The organism is Curtobacterium sp. NPDC087082 (assembly GCF_044745045.1).
In the GTDB taxonomy this organism is placed as follows: domain Bacteria; phylum Actinomycetota; class Actinomycetes; order Actinomycetales; family Microbacteriaceae; genus Curtobacterium.
On record NZ_JBIUZN010000004.1, the window covers coordinates 13,136 to 29,352 of the forward strand.

Annotated in this window: 18 protein-coding genes; 16 read left to right on the top strand and 2 right to left on the bottom strand. The window is 71.9% G+C overall.

What is annotated here, in order from left to right:
- Positions 1–170 precede the first annotated feature (170 nt).
- The 6 genes from ACIPEP_RS11390 to trmD all read left to right on the top strand — a co-directional run bounded on the left by ACIPEP_RS11390 (position 171) and on the right by trmD (position 5,250).
- Positions 171–1,025 (top strand): SDR family oxidoreductase, encoded by an 855-nt coding sequence (locus ACIPEP_RS11390; RefSeq protein ID WP_402717330.1) that lies wholly within the window; start codon positions 171–173, stop codon positions 1,023–1,025.
- A 4-nt stretch (positions 1,026–1,029) separates the two neighbouring features.
- Positions 1,030–3,162: an FAD-dependent oxidoreductase gene (locus ACIPEP_RS11395; RefSeq protein WP_402717331.1), complete on the top strand. Its 2,133-nt coding sequence runs from the start codon at positions 1,030–1,032 to the stop codon at positions 3,160–3,162.
- A 167-nt stretch (positions 3,163–3,329) separates the two neighbouring features.
- Entirely contained in the window at positions 3,330–3,746 is a 417-nt protein-coding gene (rpsP, locus tag ACIPEP_RS11400) for a 30S ribosomal protein S16 (RefSeq protein WP_070416404.1), read from the top strand.
- A 4-nt stretch (positions 3,747–3,750) separates the two neighbouring features.
- Positions 3,751–3,987: an RNA-binding protein gene (locus ACIPEP_RS11405; protein WP_022902329.1), complete on the top strand. Its 237-nt coding sequence runs from the start codon at positions 3,751–3,753 to the stop codon at positions 3,985–3,987.
- A gap of 19 nt (positions 3,988–4,006) precedes the next feature.
- Positions 4,007–4,552, top strand: coding sequence for a ribosome maturation factor RimM (gene rimM, locus ACIPEP_RS11410; RefSeq protein WP_022905821.1), 546 nt, complete (start codon positions 4,007–4,009; stop codon positions 4,550–4,552).
- Positions 4,553–4,557: 5 nt separating this feature from the next.
- A complete protein-coding gene (gene trmD, locus ACIPEP_RS11415) occupies positions 4,558–5,250 on the top strand; it encodes a tRNA (guanosine(37)-N1)-methyltransferase TrmD (protein WP_070416402.1) in 693 nt (230 codons plus the stop codon).
- Positions 5,251–5,547: 297 nt separating this feature from the next.
- On the opposite strand, the gene map is transcribed toward trmD, so the two are convergent.
- Entirely contained in the window at positions 5,548–6,339 is a 792-nt protein-coding gene (gene map / locus ACIPEP_RS11420) for a type I methionyl aminopeptidase (protein WP_402717332.1), read from the bottom strand.
- Between the two features lie 166 nt (positions 6,340–6,505).
- Here map and rplS point away from each other — a divergent pair, with 166 nt between their 5' ends.
- The 9 genes from rplS (at position 6,506) to ACIPEP_RS11465 (ending at position 13,693) form a co-directional block, all read left to right on the top strand.
- Positions 6,506–6,862 (top strand): 50S ribosomal protein L19, encoded by a 357-nt coding sequence (gene rplS, locus ACIPEP_RS11425; protein ID WP_022905818.1) that lies wholly within the window; start codon positions 6,506–6,508, stop codon positions 6,860–6,862.
- A 142-nt stretch (positions 6,863–7,004) separates the two neighbouring features.
- Entirely contained in the window at positions 7,005–7,751 is a 747-nt protein-coding gene (gene lepB / locus ACIPEP_RS11430) for a signal peptidase I (protein ID WP_070416400.1), read from the top strand.
- On the top strand, positions 7,748–8,455 hold the full coding sequence (locus ACIPEP_RS11435; RefSeq protein ID WP_261646370.1) for a ribonuclease HII: 708 nt from the start codon (positions 7,748–7,750) through the stop codon (positions 8,453–8,455). Before lepB ends, ACIPEP_RS11435 begins: the two co-directional genes overlap by 4 nt.
- A 148-nt stretch (positions 8,456–8,603) precedes the next feature.
- Positions 8,604–8,927, top strand: a complete 324-nt coding sequence (locus ACIPEP_RS11440; RefSeq protein WP_070419101.1) for a DUF2469 family protein — start codon at positions 8,604–8,606, stop codon at positions 8,925–8,927.
- Positions 8,928–9,036: 109 nt separating this feature from the next.
- The gene (locus ACIPEP_RS11445; protein WP_070416398.1) at positions 9,037–9,384 is read left to right on the top strand and encodes an Lsr2 family protein; all 348 of its coding nucleotides are present in this window, start codon (positions 9,037–9,039) and stop codon (positions 9,382–9,384) included.
- Positions 9,385–9,539: 155 nt separating this feature from the next.
- Positions 9,540–9,908, top strand: coding sequence for a YraN family protein (locus ACIPEP_RS11450; RefSeq protein WP_070416397.1), 369 nt, complete (start codon positions 9,540–9,542; stop codon positions 9,906–9,908).
- Positions 9,905–11,431: a YifB family Mg chelatase-like AAA ATPase gene (locus tag ACIPEP_RS11455; protein WP_402717333.1), complete on the top strand. Its 1,527-nt coding sequence runs from the start codon at positions 9,905–9,907 to the stop codon at positions 11,429–11,431. The genes ACIPEP_RS11450 and ACIPEP_RS11455 overlap by 4 nt, the downstream gene beginning before the upstream one ends.
- A complete protein-coding gene (gene dprA / locus ACIPEP_RS11460) occupies positions 11,428–12,621 on the top strand; it encodes a DNA-processing protein DprA (RefSeq protein ID WP_402717334.1) in 1,194 nt (397 codons plus the stop codon). Before ACIPEP_RS11455 ends, dprA begins: the two co-directional genes overlap by 4 nt.
- 25 nt (positions 12,622–12,646) lie before the next feature.
- The gene (locus ACIPEP_RS11465) at positions 12,647–13,693 is read left to right on the top strand and encodes a tyrosine recombinase XerC (protein ID WP_402717335.1); all 1,047 of its coding nucleotides are present in this window, start codon (positions 12,647–12,649) and stop codon (positions 13,691–13,693) included.
- A 6-nt stretch (positions 13,694–13,699) separates the two neighbouring features.
- Here the strand turns inward: ACIPEP_RS11465 and ACIPEP_RS11470 are convergent, their stop codons facing one another.
- Complete coding sequence (locus ACIPEP_RS11470; protein WP_402717336.1) at positions 13,700–14,281, bottom strand: M23 family metallopeptidase; 582 nt, start codon at positions 14,279–14,281, stop codon at positions 13,700–13,702.
- 332 nt (positions 14,282–14,613) lie between these two features.
- On the opposite strand from ACIPEP_RS11470, the gene ACIPEP_RS11475 reads away from it, so the two are divergent.
- Positions 14,614–16,056 carry a sugar porter family MFS transporter gene (locus ACIPEP_RS11475; RefSeq protein ID WP_071296160.1) on the top strand — a complete coding sequence of 481 codons (1,443 nt, stop codon included), beginning with the start codon at positions 14,614–14,616 and terminating at the stop codon, positions 16,054–16,056.
- The last annotated feature ends 161 nt before the right edge of the window (positions 16,057–16,217 follow it).

Below are 16,217 nucleotides of genomic sequence, written 5' to 3' on the forward strand. Positions count from 1 at the left end.
GCGGGGCCGGCCGTGCGGCCCCCCCCTGGGGCCGCGGTTGGGGGGCCGGCCCCCCCCCCCGGCGGCGGGCGGCCCCCCCCGGGGGGCCCCCCCCCCCCCCCCCCCCGGGGCGGGGCGGCGGGGGGGGGCCCCCCCCCGCGCCTCCAGGCCCTGACAACGCAAGGAACACATTGGCTGCAACCACTGCTCCCATCGCCCTCATCACGGGTGCCTCCCGCGGCATCGGCCGCCTGCTCGCGCAGAAGCTCGGCCAGCGCGGCGTCACCGTCGTCGTGACGTACAAGGGCAACGCCGACCTGGCCGAGGAGTCGCTCGCCGACGTCAAGGCCGCGGGCGGCGACGGGATCACGGCGCAGGTCGACATCGAGCAGCCCGAGTCGATCGACGCGCTGTTCGACCTCATCCGCGACACGTACGGGCGTCTGGACTACTTCGTCGCGAACGCCGCCGCGAGCGCCTTCAAGCCCGTCGCGGACCTCAAGCTGCACCACCTCGACCGCAGCTACGCCACGAACGCCCGCTCGTTCGTCCTCGGTGCGCAGCGTGCCGCGCAGCTCATGGACAAGGGCGGCCGCATCGTGGTGGTCACCTCGTACGGGTCGCTCCGCGCGTTCCCGACGTACGCCGCGCTCGGTGCCGCGAAGGCCATGAGCGAGTCGTACATGAAGTACATGGCGGTCGAGTTCGGGCCCCGTCAGATCACCGTGAACGCGGTCAACGGCGGGCTCATCGACACCGACTCGCTCGAGTACTTCTACACGAAGGTGCCCGGTCAGGCGCCGATCGACACCGTGTTCGAGAAGCTCCCGCTGCAGCGTCCCGGTACCGCCGACGACATGGCCGACGCGGTGGACTTCCTGCTCTCCGACAAGGCCGGCTACATCACGGGCCAGGTGCTGTCGGTCGACGGCGGCCTGACCGTGATCGCCCCGCCGTTCTGGGCGGACACGACGTCCCCGCTGCGCGACGCGGTCCTGCCGCCGGCCGACGCTGCCGCCGATTCGGCTGCCGACACGGCAGAGTAAGCGCATGAGCACCGTCGCCATGCCCGACCTCGCCGTCGTCTCCTCGCCGTGGACGCTCGGCCCCCTGACCCTGCCGAACCGGGTGGTCATGGGGTCGATGCACACCGGGCTCGAGGTGCACGACGACGGCGGGGCCGGCATGGCGGCGTTCTACCGTGAGCGCGCCGCGGGCGGTGCCGCGTGCATCATCACCGGCGGCATCGCGGTGAGCGACGAGGCCCGTGGCGGCCCGGACTTCGCCGTGTTCGGCGTCGGCGGAGCGGACGAGCGGTTCCGTGCGGCGGTCGACGCCGTGCACGACGCCGGTTCGGTGATCCTCGCGCAGCTCTTCCACGCCGGGCGGTACGCGCTCGCGGCGGGCATGGTCGACCGGCACGGGGAACCCCAGCGCGTGGTGGCGCCGTCCGCGTTGCCGTGGGCGGCTGCCCGTGGCGTGGTGCCGGTCGAGCTGACCGCCGCCGAGATCGAGCGGACCATCGAGGACTTCGCCGACGCCGCCCGGTCCGCGCGGGACATCGGTTTCGACGGCGTCGAGATCATGGCGTCCGAGGGCTACCTCATCAACCAGTTCCAGTCGCCGCTGACGAACCTGCGCGACGACGAGTGGGGCGGGGACGCGGTCCGGCGTCGTCGGTTCACGGTGGCGGTCGTCGACGCCGTCCGCAGGGCGGTACCGGACCTCGCCGTGACGATCCGGCTCTCCGGCGCCGACCTGATGCCCGGCTCGTCGACCGACGACGACGTCGACGCGCTCGTGCACGAGCTGCTGCCCCTCGGCCTCGACGGGATCTCGGTCGGCATCGGCTGGCACGAGTCCCGCACGCCGACCGTGCAGGCAGCGGTGCCGCACGGCGCGTGGCTCGCGTACGCCGCCCGCATCGCCGGCGTCGTCCGCGCTTCGGCGTACCCGGACGTGAAGGTCATCGCGTCGAACCGGATGACGGACCTGCGCGACGGTGAGGCCGTGCTGGCCGACGGGCTCCTCGACGCGGTCGCCCTCGCGCGCCCGTTCCTCGCCGACCCCGCGATCGTGAACCGGTCGCTCGCCGGCGCCTTCGACCTCGTCAACACCTGCATCGGCTGCAACCAGGCCTGCCTCGACCGCTCGATCGTCGGCCAGCCCGTGTCGTGCCTGGTCAACCCGCGCGCCGCCCGCGAGGTCGCCTTCCCCGCTCGCCCGACGACCGACCCGAAGCGCGTCGACGTCGTCGGTGGTGGCCCGGCCGGGCTCGCCGCCGCGGTCGACGCCGCTCGTCGCGGCCACACCGTGACCCTCTGGGAGGCGTCCGACCGGCTGGGCGGACAGTTCGACCTCGCCGCGCTGGTGCCCGGCAAGGAGGACTACGCGGCGACGGTCCGCGCCGCCCGCGCCGAGCTCGAGGACCGCGGCGCGACGATCCACCTCGGTCGGGCCGCCACGGCCGCCGACCTCACCGCGAGCGAGGCCGTCGTGCTCGCCCCCGGTGTCGTGCCCCGGACGATCGACGTCCCCGGTGCCGACCTGCCGCACGTCCGGTCCTACGAGCGGGCGCTCCGCGAGGGCGTCCCCGCCGGGACCGTCGCGATCATCGGCGGCGGTGGGATCGGCGTCGACACGGCGGCGTTCCTCGTCGAGTCGCCCGACGAGGCCCGGCGCGCCACCGAGTTCGGCGTCCGCTGGGACCTCGACGTCGCGGACACCGTCGTGGGGGACGTGCCGCAGCGGCTCCCCGTGGCGACCCGCACGCTCCGACCCGGGGGCGACGTCACCGTCCTCCGTCGCTCGGGCAAGTTCGGGCAGGGCATCGGCATCACCTCCCGCTGGGTGGCGATCGGCCGGCTCCGGGACGCCGGCGTGCACCTGGTCGGCGGCGTGCAGGAGTACCTCCGCATCGAGCCCGGGGTGCTCTGGCTCCGCGACGAGCACGGCGAGGAACGCGGCGTCCCCGCGGACAACGTGGTGGTCTGCGCCGGGCAGGAGCGGGCGCTCGGAACGGGTGCCGAGGCGGGCGCAGGGTCGTCCGACGGACTCGAGCCGCGCCTCCTGGCAGCCGGTGTGCCGTACGCCGTCGTGGGCGGCGCACGCGACGCCCGGAGCGTCGACGCGGTGCGTGCCACGTCCGAAGCGCTCGAAGCGGTTCGGCGACTCGCACCCTGACGGCGCGTCCCGACTCGCTTCTCGCTCGGAAACCTGCAAGAATGAACGGTCGAATCGTGTCCGCTCGACCCTCTATCCAGCGGATCACGGTCTCATCGAGCTTCCACCGTGTGTGCCCCCACGCCCGCGGTCCGGTTCAACCACAACAACACGCAACAGGAGCATTTGTGGCTGTCAAGATCCGTCTCAAGCGTCTCGGTAAGATCCGGGCGCCGTACTACCGCATCGTCGTCGCCGACTCGCGCACCAAGCGCGACGGTCGCGTCATCGAGGAGATCGGTCAGTACCACCCGACCGAGGAGCCCTCGGTCATCAAGATCGAGTCCGAGCGTGCGCTCTACTGGCTCGGCGTCGGCGCGCAGCCGACCGAGCAGGTCGCGGCCCTCCTCAAGCTGACCGGCGACTGGGCCAAGTTCAAGGGCGAGAAGGACACCGAGTCCAAGGTCAAGGTCGCCGAGCCCAAGCAGGCGTTCGTCGTGGACTCCTCCAAGAAGGCTGTCCTCAAGCCGAAGTCGGAGAAGACGGCCCCCGCCGCCGCTCCGGCCGAGTCGGCCGACGAGACCGCAGAGACGACCGAGGCGTAATTCCTTGCTCGAATCCGCGCTGACGCACCTCGTCAAGGGGATCGTCGATCACCCTGACGACGTGCGCGTCGCCAGTTCCACCTCCGCGCGGGGCGAGGTCCTCGAGGTGCGTGTGCACCCCGAGGACCTCGGCCGCGTGATCGGTCGCGCCGGACGGACCGCAAAGGCGCTGCGCACCCTCGTCTCGGCTCTCGCCGACGGCAAGCGGGTGCGTGTCGACGTGGTCGACACCGATTCCTAGGGAGACGACCCAGCTCCGGGTGGGTCGCATCACGAAGGCGCACGGGCTCAAGGGCGGCATCAAGCTCGAGCTCTACACCGACGACCCGGATCGTCGGTTCACGCCCGGAGCCGTGTTCACGCTCCAGGTCCCGGACGACTCGCCCTGGGCCGGCAAGACCATCGCGCTCGACGAGCTCCGCTGGTACAACGGCCACCCGGTCGCCTTCTTCGAGGGCATCGGGGACCGCACCGCAGCCGAGACGCTCGCGCGGGCGATCCTCTGGGTCGAGCAGGACGCCGACGCCGAGACCGGTGAGGACGACGCCTGGTACGACCACCAGCTCGTCGGGCTGACGGTCCTCCGCGACGGCGTCGAGGTCGGTACCGTCGCGCGGGTCGACCACCTGCCGGCGCAGGACCTCCTCGCCATCGACACCCCGTCGCGGGGCGAGGTCCTCGTGCCGTTCGTCTCGGCGATCGTGCCCGCGGTGGACATCGCCGCCGGCACCGTCACCGTGACGCCGCCGACGGGCCTGTTCGAGGACCCCGAGGACACGTCCCGACCCGAGACCGTGACGGACTAGCGCGCGTGCGCATCGACATCGTCACGATCTTTCCGGAGTTCTTCTCCGTGCTGGACGTCTCGCTGCTCGGCAAGGCCCGCTCCGGCGGCCTGCTCGACCTGCACGTGCACGACCTCCGCTCGTGGACGACCGACCGGCACCGCACCGTCGACGACACCCCGTACGGCGGGGGAGCGGGCATGGTCATGAAGCCCGAACCGTGGGCGCTCGCGCTCGAGTCGCTGTTCCGGCCCGACGGCTCGTCGACCCTGGTGGTCCCGACGCCCGCCGGCACGCCGTTCACGCAGTCGATCGCGCGCTCGCTCGCGTCGACGTCGGACCACCTCGTGTTCGCCTGCGGGCGGTACGAGGGGATCGACGCCCGGGTCTTCGAGTGGGCCGCGGCGCACGCCACGGTCGTCGAGCTCTCGTTGGGCGACTACGTGCTGAACGGCGGCGAGGTCGCTGCGATGGCGATGATCGAGGCCGTCGGGCGACTCGTGCCCGGAGTCGTCGGCAACCCTGAGTCCCTCGTCGAGGAGTCCCACGAAGACGGGCTGCTCGAGTACCCCTCGTACACGAAGCCCGCGTCCTGGCGTGGCTTCGACGTGCCGGACGTGCTGCTCAGTGGGCACCACGCCCGCGTCGGTGCGTGGCGGCACGAGCAGCAGGTGGAGCGGACGCGGCGCGTCCGGCCGGATCTGCTGCCGGACGCGTAGCGCGCGGCTGGCGCTGCGTGCGGCTGCGCGCGGCTGGCGCTGTGCGCGGCTGGCGCTGTGCGTGGCTGCGCGCGGGCGGTCGGACGCGCGCTCCGCGAAAGCGACAGCAGTGCGCCACCTGCTGGCGGGCGTCTGTCGCTCTCGCGGCACGGACCGCGCCGCACGGCTGTGACCTGTCGCTTTCGCGGCGTGGGCGCCGGCCGCCACTGCGAGACGGGAGGCGCGGGGGCGGCCCGCACCGCGCCTCCTGGCCCTGATGTGACCACCTGGGCTCGGTGCGCCGCCGGCTGCGGACCGTCAGGCGGTCGCGTCGGCGCGCTGGGCGCGACGCAGGGTGAGGACCTCGGGACCGGCGTCGGTCACGGCGACCGTGTGCTCGACGTGCGCGGCGCGCGAGCCGTCGACGCTCTTGAGCGTCCAGCCGTCGCCGTCCTGGAACAGGTCGGCGGTGCCCTGCATGAGCCACGGCTCGATCGCGACGACCAGCCCCTGCTGGAGCTTGAGACCGCGCCCGGGCCGGCCGTCGTTCGGGACGTGCGGGTCGCCGTGCATCGTCCGGCCGACGCCGTGCCCGCCGAACTGCAGGTTCACGTCGTAGCCGGCGTCCTTCGCGACGCGACCGATCGCGTACGAGACGTCGCCGAGCTTGTTGCCCGTGCGGAACTGGGCGATGCCCGCGGTGAGCGCGCGCTCGACGGTGTCGATCAGGCGCTGGTCGTCCTCGCGCGGGGTGCCGACCTGCACCGTGACAGCGGAGTCCGCGACCCAGCCGTCGACGCTCGCGGCGAAGTCGAGGCTCACGAGGTCGCCGTCGACGAGCACGCGGTCGTACGGCAGGCCGTGCAGCGCCGCGTCGTTCACCGAGGTGCAGAGGTTCTTGCCGAACGGCGACTTGCCGAACGAGGGGTGGTAGTCGACGTAGCAGCTCACCGCGCCGCGGTCGGCGATCATCCGTGCGGCCACCCGGTCGAGGTCGAGCAGGTTCACGCCGACGTCGACGGTGTCGAGCAGTTCGTCGAGGACGTCGGCCACGAACCGTCCGGCGGCGCGCAGGCCGTCCAGCTCGGCGGGGGTGCGGAGTTCGATCATGGGACCATCCTCGCGCGTTTTGCGGACGTGGGTTGCTGTGGCAAGATGGGTAGCCGTGCCCTGGCTGGACTCTGCCACGGGGGAGTCGCCGACACCGGGCACACACCTTCACTTACCGAATTCGATCCGCGGCGACCCGTGTGCGTCCGCAGAGAGTGACCCAATCATGAGCCAGCTCCTCGACCACGTCGACGCAGCGTCGCTGCGCACCGACGTCCCGGACTTCCGCCCCGGCGACACCATCAAGGTGCACGTCAACATCATCGAAGGCACGCGCTCGCGTGTCCAGGTGTTCCAGGGCGTCGTCATCGGACGCCAGGGTCACGGCCTCGGCGAGACCTTCAAGGTCCGCAAGGTGAGCTTCCAGGTCGGCGTCGAGCGCTGGTTCCCGGTGCACTCGCCGATCATCGACCACATCGAGATCGTCACCAAGGGTGACGTCCGTCGTGCGAAGCTCTACTACCTCCGCGAACTCCGCGGCAAGGCTGCCCGTCGCAAGATCAAGGAGAAGCGCGACTCCTGATCGCCTTCACAGTGAGCGTCCGCGAGCCGGACGCCGCTGTCGGCCCCTCGTCCATGTACGGTTGTGCATCGACGGGGGGCTTTCCCTTTTTCGTGGACTCCTGCGGTCCGCGACGGGAACCTGTGGTTGAACGAGAGCGGAAATGACGGACACGACTGACGAAACCGGGCGCCGGCCCCGTGTCGAGAAGAAGCGGAACGGTGTCCTCACCTTCCTCCGCGATCTCGTCATCATCTTCATCGCGGCGTTGCTCGTCTCGTTCCTCGTCAAGACCTTCCTGATCCGGTCGTTCTACATCCCGTCGGCGTCGATGGAGAACACGCTGCAGATCAACGACCGGGTGATCGTCAACGAGCTCGTGCCCGACGTGGTGTCCCTCAAGCGCGGCGACGTCGTCGTCTTCAAGGACCCGGGCGGGTGGCTCACCGGGTCCGAGGTGCCGAGCGTGACGCCGACGACCCAGCCCGCGAAGGCCATCGACTGGCTCCTCACCCAGGTCGGCCTCGGCACCGGCGACAGCGACGACCACCTCATCAAGCGCGTCATCGGCCTGCCCGGCGACAAGGTGTCCTGCTGCAACGACCTCGGGCAGATGTCCGTGAACGGTGTGCCGATCAAGGAGCCGTACCTCAAGCTGCCCACGGGGGAGACCCGCGCCTCGGGGACCGACTTCTCGGTGACCGTGCCGAAGGGCACCATCTGGGTGATGGGCGACAACCGCTACGACTCGAAGGACTCGCGGTACAACGGCGACACCCCGTCGAAGGGGTTCGTGCCGCTGTCCGACGTGACCGGCCGTGCCTTCGTCATCTCGTGGCCGTCGAGCCGGTGGACCTGGCTGGACGACCACCCCGAGGTGTTCGCGGGCGTGGAGGAGCGAGAGAAGTGACCGCCGTCCGGCCGTCGCTCCGGCTCGAGAAGAAGCTCCTGGCCGACGGTCGGGTGACCGTCATCGGGATGGACGAGGTCGGCCGCGGCGCGATCGCCGGGCCCGTCGCCGTCGGGGTCGCTGCCGTGACGCTCGACATCGGCCGTGTGCCGCAGGGGCTCGCCGACTCGAAGCTGCTCACCGCCGCTCGTCGCGAGGCCCTCGACCCCGTCGTCCGCCGGTGGACCCGGACCGCGGTGGGGATGGCGTCCGCCTCGGTGGTCGACGAGCAGGGCATCGTGCCGGCCCTGGGCCAGGCCGGGGCGTCGGCGATCGCCGCGCTGGTGGCGGACGGTCTCTCCCTCGACGGGGCCGTGGTCGTGCTCGACGGCTCGTTCGACTGGCTCACCCGTGCCGTCCCCGTGACGCTCCGGCTGCCGTCCGACCCGCTCGAGGTCGTCGTGCGGGTCAAGGCCGACCGGGACTGCGCCTCGGTGGCGGCGGCGTCGGTCGTCGCGAAGGTCGCCCGTGACGCGCTCATGACGGCTGCGCACGACGAGGCGCCGCACTACGCGTGGGCGTCGAACAAGGGGTACGGGTCGACGGCGCACTACGACGCGATCCGGTCGGTGGGGGCGCACGCGCTGCACCGGAAGAGCTGGTTGCACCAGGCGTCGAGCGTGGCGCTGGACGGGTTCGCCGAGTTGGACGCGCTGGCGGGCTGAGCGCGTTCGGTCGCGCGTCGGGCGGCGAGTCGGTCGCGCGTCGGGCTGCGGGTCGGTCGCGCGTTGTCGTGTGGGTCCGTCGCGCGTTGTGGTGTGGGTCGGTCGCGGTGTGTCGCCGGTGCTCCCGTCGCCGTAGACTGTGGGCGCGATGGATGACGACGAATTCGACGACTACGACCGCGAGGTCGAACTGGCCCTGTACCGCGAGTACCGCGACGTCGTGTCGCAGTTCCGGTACGTGGTCGAGACCGAGCGACGTTTCTACCTGGCCAACGAGGTGGAACTCGCCCGCCGTGACACCGAACACGATTTCTACTTCGAATTGACGATGAACGACGTCTGGGTGTGGGACGTCTACCGTTCCGACCGATTCGTGAAGTCCGTCCGGGTGCTGACGTTCAAGGACGTGAACGTCGAGGAACTCACTTCCCGCGAACTCGAGCTGCCGAAAGAACTCGCGCTCGACGAGTGATCTTCACTTCTTTTCGGTGAATCTGAGAATCGCCGAGACAATTGTGCCGGAATGCATTCCGCCCGCTAATGTGAAGGGGATTTCCCGTCCCCTGCACAAGGAGCACGTCATGGCACAGAAGGTCACCGTTCAACTCGTCGACGATCTCGACGACACGCCCATCACCGCCGGCTCGGGTCGGACCGTCGAATTCGCCTTCGACGGATCGTCGTACGAGATCGACCTGACCGACGACAACGTCGACAAGTTCCGTGAGGCGATCTCCGACTACGTCGCCGCTGCGCGCAAGGTCTCCGGCCGCCGTTCCGGTGGGACTGCTCCGAAGGCGGCGCCGAAGCGCGGCAACTCGGAAGAGCTCGCCAAGATCCGTGAATGGGCGAAGGAGAACGGGTACGAGGTCTCGACCCGCGGGCGTATCTCCACCCAGGTGCAGGAAGCGTACGCAGCCGCACACTGAGTGCCCCTGCTGCAGGACCCCGGACGGCTTCGGCCGACCGGGGTCCTTCTCTTTGTCCTCCACAACGCTGCGGTCGGTGAATCCCCTCCACAATTCGTCGACGCCCGCCGCGGCGACGACCGGTGGTCCGGGATCGTCGTGGCGGAGGCAACGACATGGAACGAACACCGCTGCGGAACAGCAGTCTCGGACGATTCGGCGAAGAACAGGCCGCGGAATGGCTCGAACGCCACGGGTTCCGCGTCGTCGAACGCAATTGGCGATGCGCCCGCGGGGAGATCGACATCGTCGCGTGGCAGTCCTGCACGCTGTGCTTCATCGAGGTGAAGACCCGGTCGGGGAACGCGACCGGCCATCCGTTCGAGGCGATCACGGCCTCGAAGGTCACACGACTGCGCCGCCTCGTGCCGGCATGGTTCGCGGACCATCCCGAGGTCTCGGCGCGGATGATCCGCATCGATGCCGTCGCCGTGCACGTCGACGGTGACCGCGTCGGGGTCGAGCACGTGGCGGGTGTGCTGTGACGACGGACATCGGGCGCGCGTCGGCGATCGCGCTCGTCGGGGTCCAGGGTCGTGTGATCGAGGTCGAGGCACACCTCACGAGCCAGCTGCCCGGCTTCAGCATCATCGGTCTTCCCGACGCGGCCCTGGGCGAAGCGCGTGAGCGGGTCCGGTCGGCCAGCGCCGTCGCCGGCTGTCCGCTCCCGGCGCGGCGGATCACCGTGAACCTCACCCCGGCGTCGATCCCCAAGCGTGGCTCCGGGTTCGACCTCGCCATCGCCATGGCGGTCCTCGGGGCCGAGGGCATCGCGCCGCGGGTCTCCCGCGACGTCGCGTACATCGGCGAGCTCGGACTCGACGGGCGGGTCCGCCCCGTGCCCGGGGTCATCCCGATGGTGATCGCCGCGCGGGACGCCGGCATCCACACGGTCGTCGTGCCGTTCGGCAACGTCGAGGAAGCCCGGATCGTGCCGGGCGTCGAGGTGATCGGCACACCGTCGCTCCGGGCGAGCGCGATCACCGCCGGTGCGCTCCTGCCGCCGGTCGAGACCGACCCCGTCCTGCAGCCCGCCGTGGCAGAGGTCCGTCCGGACGTGCACGACCTCGCAGACGTGATCGGCAACGCCGTCGGCGTCCGGGCGGTCATCGCGGCCGCGGCCGGAGGGCACCACGTGTTCCTGCTCGGCCCGCCCGGTGCCGGCAAGACGATGCTCGCCGAGCGGCTGCCGGGGCTCCTGCCGGACCTCGACCCCGAGGCAGCGCTCGAGGTCGCGGCCGTCCGCTCCGTCAGCGGGCTCGGCAACCAGTCCTGGAGTGTGCGACCGCCGTGGGAAGCGCCGCACCACTCGTCGTCGGCGATGGCCCTGATCGGCGGGGGCTCGGGGCTCCTCCGCCCCGGTGCCGTGTCGCGGGCCACGCGCGGGGTGCTCTTCCTCGACGAGGCGACCGAGTTCCCCCGAGCGGTCCTCGACGCGCTCCGCCAGCCGCTCGAGTCCGGTCGGATCACGATCCACCGCAGCGTCGGCAGTGCCGAGTTCCCCGCACGGTGTCAGGTCGTGCTCGCGGCGAACCCCTGCCCGTGCGGCAACGCGGGGACCCGGGGCGGCCCGCTGTGCTCGTGCAGCCCGAGCACGGTGCGGAAGTACCTCGGACGTCTCTCCGGACCGCTCCTCGACCGGATCGACATCCGCGTGGCGGTGCCCCGGGTGACGACGGGCACGATCCGCTCGGCAGAGGGCACCGCGCCCACCACGGCCGACGCGGCAGCGCGCGTGGCCGAAGCCCGACGTCGGATGGCCGATCGGCTGCACGGCACCGGCTGGGCCTGCAACGCCGAGGTCACCGGGCCGTGGCTCCGGTCGGAGGGCCGAGCGGAGCCGGGCGCGACGGCACCCCTCGACCGGGCACTCGACTTCGGCACGCTGACGATGCGGGGGTGGGACCGGGTCATGCGGTTGGCGTGGACGATGGCCGACCTCGACGAGGTCGAGCGTCCGGGCTCCGCCGAGGTCCGGCGCGCGCTGACACTGCGGAGCGCGCTGTGACCGCGCCGTCCGGCGACGACACCCTCGCCCGGGTCGTCTGGAGCGTCCTCGCCGAACCGGGCGACGCCGTCGCGGGAGAACTCGTCGCGGCGCTCGGACCGGACGAGTCCCTCGCACTGGTCCGTCGTGCGGCCGCGGGCGGCGCGAGCGAACTCCTCGAGCAGGTCAGTACGGACGCGTCGTTCGCCGACGGCCCCGACCGGGTCCGCGCGGCGCTCGAGTCGGCGTTCGACCGGTGGCGACCGCGCCTCGGGGGAGCGGACGACCGCGCCGTCGCGGCCATGGCGTCCGCCACCGCGGTCGGCGCGCGCCTCCTCGTCCCGGGCACGCCTGAGTGGCCGAGCGGGTTGGAGGACCTCGGGCCGCACGCGCCGTTCGTGCTGTGGAGTCGTTCGGAGCTGGACGACCCGGTCGGTGCAGCCGGCTGCCGCGGGGCGCTCGCGATCGTCGGATGCCGGGCGAACACCGTCGCCGGGGCCGAGGCCACGGCGGAGATCGCCTCCGTCGCGGCGGACGACGGCGTCGAGATCGTGTCCGGCGGCGCGTACGGCATCGACGCCGTGGCCCATCGGGTCGCCGTCGCCGCGGGGACCCCCACGACGGCGGTGCTCGCCGGCGGGGTCGACCAGTTCTACCCGGCGGGCAACCACGACCTGCTGCGCAACGTGCTCGGACGGGGCCGGGTGCTGTCCGAGTCGCCACCGGGGACCCGGCCGACGCGGTGGCGCTTCCTGCACCGCAACCGGCTGATCGCTGCCCTGGCCGGGGCGACGGTGGTCGTCGAGGCCGCTGCTCGGTCGGGGGCGCTCAACACCGCCCACCACGCGCTGCACCTCGGTCGTCCGGTGTTCGCCGTGCCCGGACCCTTCGCGTCGGCCGCCTCGGTCGGGTGCCACCGGTTGATCGCCGACGGCACCGCGCAGATCGTCGTCCAGCCCCGCGACCCGGTCGCAGCGGTGTCCGCGGTCGCCGACCACGACGCGCCGCCGGTGGCGGAGGTCCTCGCCCTCGGGACCCGTTCGGATCCGCACGTCACGCGGGCGCTCGACGCACTCGACCGGCGGCCGCTCCCGGTGGAGGAGATCGCCCGTCGCAGCGGGCTCTCCGTCGACGACACGGCGGACGCCCTCGCCCTGGCGCAGCTCGAGGGGCTGGTGGTGGCACTGGCCGAGGGATGGTGCCGTCGATGACGGACGTCGGACCTACGCTGGGCGGGTGACGGAACGCACCGGGGAACGGCTCGCAGTGGCGGTGGACGCGTTCCTCGCGCACGCCCGCCACGGCCGCGGACTCAGCGAGCAGACCGTCCGCGCCTACGCCAACGACCTCGAACAGCTCGTCGCGTTCGCCACCGCCCGCGGAGTCGATCGGCTGTCGGACCTCGGCCTCGAGCTGCTGCGCGACTGGCTGTGGGATGCGGACCACCGGGGCCTGGCTCGGTCCACCATCGCTCGCCGGTCGTCGTCGGTCCGTGCGTTCACCCGGTGGGCGAGCGAGTCCGGGTGGATCGCGTCCGACCCGGGCGTGCGGCTCCGGGCGCCGAAGGGGGCGTCGCACCTCCCGCGCGTGGTGTCATCCGACCAGGTCCGGACGATGCTCGACGGATTGGCCGCTCGGGCTGCGACCGACGATCCCGGCGCGCTGCGCGACCTCGCGGTCGTGGAACTCCTGTACGCGGCGGGGATCCGGGTGAGTGAACTCGTCGGCATCGACGTGCGGGACCTCGACCGTGGCCGACTGACCGTCCGGGTGCTCGGCAAGGGCGGGAAGGAGCGCGTCGTGCCGTTCGGGGTGCCCGCACGCGATGCGCTCGAGGCGTGGCTCGACCGTGGTCGTCCGGCGTTGCTCGCCAGCGCGCAGGCGGGCGATGGCCACGCGGCGGGCGACGGCCACGCGGCGGGCGACGGCCACGCGGCGGGCGATGGCCGCGCGGCGGGCAACGGCCACGCGGCGGTCAGCGGTGCCCGGAACGCCGCGCCGGCAGCGGACGCGCTGTTCCTCGGTGACCGCGGTGGTCGGCTCGGCGTCCGTGGCGCGTACCGGATCGTCGCTCGGCTCCTGCAGGACCTGCCGGGCGACGGCCCGAGCGGTCCGCACACCTTCCGGCACACGGCGGCGACGCACCTGCTCGACGGGGGAGCGGACCTCCGTGCCGTGCAGGAGTTGCTCGGGCACGCGAGCCTCGGCACGACCCAGATCTACACGCACGTCTCCTCCGCACGGCTGCGCGAGGTCTACCGCACGGCACACCCCCGCGCCTGACCGGACTCACCCCGTCCAAGCGGACTCGGGCAGCAGCACCGGCCACGCCGCCGCGGGCAGGTACGGCGTCGGATCGGCGTACCGGTCGTCGAGCCGTGCGCCGAGGTGCAGGCACGGGTCCGCTGCCGGACAGTGGCCCTCCGACACCGTGCCCACCGCGTCACCCTGCGCCACGGTGTCGCCCGTCGCGACCCCGGGCGCGACGGAGTCCACCGTGCTCCGGAGCCCGCCGCCGTGGTCGATCGTCACGACCCCGCGTCCGGCGACCTGCCCGGCGAACGTCACCGTCCCGTCGTCGACGGCCACCACCACGGTCCCGAGCGGCGCCGCGACGTCGATCCCGCGGTGGCCCGCTGCGTAGTCGTCCGCCGGGGCCTCCCACGGCCGGCCGACCACCCGGCTGCCGGTCGGCCACACCCACGGTGCCTCCGCCGACGCAGGCGTCGGGCGGTCACGGGCGACGTCGTTCCGGACCGGCGATGACGTGGCGATGGGTGACCCGGTCGCACGGGAGTCGATCCCGTGCTGCAGTGGGCACAGGAGCAGCAGGAACGCGACGACGACTGGACCCGGGTGACGGAACGACATCCGCCCAGCATCGCGGTGCGTGGCGCCGATCGCGCCGAAGGCGACCCGTCCTGTGGACGGTGACCCGCGCCTCCTGGACCGTGGAGGGGAAGCGGGAGCGATCCGGACGAGCAATGCGACACTCCACCAGCGGTTCGACGCGCGGAATGTCGAAAGACTCGTGGATCGCACCAACCGGCCCACCGCGCCCGCGCGCCCGGTTGGCCCCCGCGCCCGATCCGGGAGTACAGTCGGGGCCGCTCCGGAACACGCAACGCCGCTCGGACGGCGAACCAGCCGACCGCCGGGGCACCGTGCAGCATCCCGCACGGCGGCGGGAAACCTGGAGCATCGTGTCGAACGCGACAACGCAGCACGGCGAAGACCGTGCCTTCAAGGGGAAGGTCACGCTGTTCGCCATCGCGGCAGCGGTCGGCGGCTTCCTCTTCGGATTCGACTCGTCCGTCATCAACGGTGCGGTCGAGGCCATCAAGGGCGAGTTCGGCCTGTCCGAGGCCGCGAGCGGCTTCGCCGTCGCCTCGGCACTCATCGGCTGCGCGTTCGGCGCCTACTTCGCCGGCCGCCTCGCGGACCGCTGGGGTCGCACGCGCGTCATGTTCTGGGCCGCCGTCCTGTTCTTCGTGAGCTCGATCGGCAGCGCGTTCGCGTTCGCCACCTGGGACCTCGTGATCTGGCGCCTCGTCGGCGGTCTGGGCATCGGCACCGCGTCGGTCATCGCGCCGGCGTACATCTCCGAGGTCTCGCCGAAGGCCATCCGCGGTCGCCTGGCCTCGTTCCAGCAGCTCGCGATCACGCTCGGTATCTTCGCCGCGCTCCTGTCCGACCAGCTCTTCGCGGTGACCGCCGGCGGCGCCTCGGAGCAGGTGCTCGGCCTCGCCGCGTGGCGCTGGATGTTCCTGGTGGGCGTGATCCCCTCGGTCGTGTACGGCGTCCTCGCCATCACGCTCCCCGAATCGCCGCGCTTCCTCCTCGCCAAGGGCAGGACGGACGACGCGCGCGAGGTGATGGGCAAGATCGTGCCGCGCGACACGGTGAACACCAGCCTCGAGGAGATCCAGGACGGCATCAAGAAGGAGGCCAGCGAGAAGAAGGGCTCCATCCGGGGCAACCGCTTCGGGCTCCAGCCGATCGTCTGGGTCGGCATCATCCTCGCGGTGCTGCAGCAGTTCGTCGGCATCAACGTGATCTTCTACTACTCGACGACGCTCTGGCAGGCGGTCGGCTTCAAGGAGGACCAGTCCTTCCTCATCTCGACCATCACCTCGGTCGTGAACGTCGCCGTCACCTTCATCGCGATCTTCACGGTGGACAAGCTCGGTCGGAAGCCGCTGCTCATCGCGGGTTCGACGGGCATGTTCGTGTCCCTGCTCATGGTCGCGATCGCGTTCTCGCAGGCGACGATCGTGAACGGCGAGCCGAACCTCCCCGGTGCATGGGGCGTCATCGCGCTGATCTTCGCGAACCTCTTCGTCGTGTCGTTCGGCGCCACCTGGGGTCCGCTCATGTGGGTCCTGCTCGGTGAGATGTTCCCGAACCGCATCCGTGCGACGGCACTCGGCATCGGGTCCGCGGCGAACTGGATCGCGAACTTCCTCGTCACCATCACGTTCCCCGTCCTGTCCGGCTTCAACCTGACCGTGACCTACGGCATCTACGCGCTGTTCGCCCTGCTCTCCCTCTTCTTCGTCATCGCGAAGATCCCGGAGACCAAGGGCCGCTCCCTCGAGGAGATGGGCATCACGGCCGAGGGCGACACGGTCGACGCCAAGGCCTGACGCACCAGCGTCACCACCGTCCAGGAGGCGGGGGGGGGGGGGGGGCCCCCCCCCCCCCCCCCCGGGGGGGCCCCCCCCCCCCCCCCCCCGCGGGGGGCGCGGCCCCCCCCCCCCCGGCGGGCGGGGGGACCCCCCCCCCCCCGGCCCCACCAAAGAGGGCA

Excerpts from the sequence above, each read along its gene's own strand:
- ACIPEP_RS11445 (WP_070416398.1), top strand. The coding sequence starts at position 9,037 with ATGGCACAGAAGGTCACCGTTCAACTCGTCGACGATCTCGACGACACG.
- ACIPEP_RS11395 (WP_402717331.1), top strand. The coding sequence starts at position 1,030 with ATGAGCACCGTCGCCATGCCCGACCTCGCCGTCGTCTCCTCGCCGTGG.
- ACIPEP_RS11450 (WP_070416397.1), top strand. The coding sequence starts at position 9,540 with ATGGAACGAACACCGCTGCGGAACAGCAGTCTCGGACGATTCGGCGAA.
- map (WP_402717332.1), bottom strand. The coding sequence starts at position 6,339 with ATGATCGAACTCCGCACCCCCGCCGAGCTGGACGGCCTGCGCGCCGCC.
- rplS (WP_022905818.1), top strand. The coding sequence starts at position 6,506 with ATGAGCCAGCTCCTCGACCACGTCGACGCAGCGTCGCTGCGCACCGAC.
- ACIPEP_RS11470 (WP_402717336.1), bottom strand. The coding sequence starts at position 14,281 with ATGTCGTTCCGTCACCCGGGTCCAGTCGTCGTCGCGTTCCTGCTGCTC.
- ACIPEP_RS11440 (WP_070419101.1), top strand. The coding sequence starts at position 8,604 with ATGGATGACGACGAATTCGACGACTACGACCGCGAGGTCGAACTGGCC.
- lepB (WP_070416400.1), top strand. The coding sequence starts at position 7,005 with ATGACGGACACGACTGACGAAACCGGGCGCCGGCCCCGTGTCGAGAAG.